1 protein-coding gene is annotated in these 878 nt (G+C 65.8%); it reads right to left on the bottom strand.

Features of this window, described 5'->3' with window-relative positions; all coding sequences use genetic code 11:
• Positions 1-878 (bottom strand): bifunctional 2-methylcitrate synthase/citrate synthase (gene prpC / locus AC1RQK_RS40460; protein ID WP_492815277.1); only part of this gene is annotated, 878 nt, incomplete at both ends.

The following is an 878-nucleotide window of genomic DNA, read 5'->3' as shown; positions in this document are numbered from 1 at the left end:
GATCGGCACGAACTTGAGGTTTTCCGGCCCGGTGTAGTTGGCGCTGGGGCGGATGATCTTGTTGTCGATGCGTTGCTCGATGATATGCGCAGCCCAGCCCGAGGTGCGCGCGATCACGAACAGCGGGGTGAACATGGCGGTGGGCACGCCCATCATGTGATAGCTCACCGCGCTGAACCAGTCCAGGTTGGGGAACATCTTCTTGGCGTCCCACATGGTGGTTTCCAGGCGCTCGGCGATGTCGAACATCTTCATCGAGCCGGCATCCTTGGACAGGCGCCGCGCCACTTCCTTGATCACCTGGTTGCGCGGGTCGCCGGTGGTGTACACCGGGTGGCCGAAGCCGATCACCACTTCCTTGTTCTCCACGCGGCGCGAGATGTCGATATGCGCCTCGTCCGGGCTGTCGTAGCGCTTCTGGATCTCGAACGCCACTTCGTTGGCGCCGCCGTGCTTGGGGCCGCGCAGCGCGCCGATGGCGCCGCAGATCGACGAGTACATGTCCGAGCCCGTGCCGGCGATCACGCGGCCGGCGAAGGTGGAGGCGTTGAACTCGTGCTCGGCGTACAGGTTGAGCGAGGTCTGCATGGCGCGCTCCCACAGCGCGGACGGCTTCTGGCCGTGCAGCAGGTGCAGGAAGTGCGCGCCGATGGTGTCGTCGTCGGTCTCGACTTCGATGCGCCGGCCGTTATGGCTGTAGTGGTACCAGTACAGCAGCATGGAGCCCAGGCTGGCCATCAGGCGGTCGGCGATGTCGCGCGCGCCGGGGGTGTTGTGGTCGTCCTTTTCCGGCAGCACGGTGCCGAGCACGGACACGCCGGTGCGCATCACGTCCATCGGGTGGGCGCTGGCGGGCACCCATTCGAGGGCGGCCTTGA

This window comes from Cupriavidus sp. GW822-FHT02D05, assembly GCF_058802485.1.
Note: the sequence above shows the minus strand (reverse complement) of the source record. Positions and strands in the feature narration are given on the sequence as shown.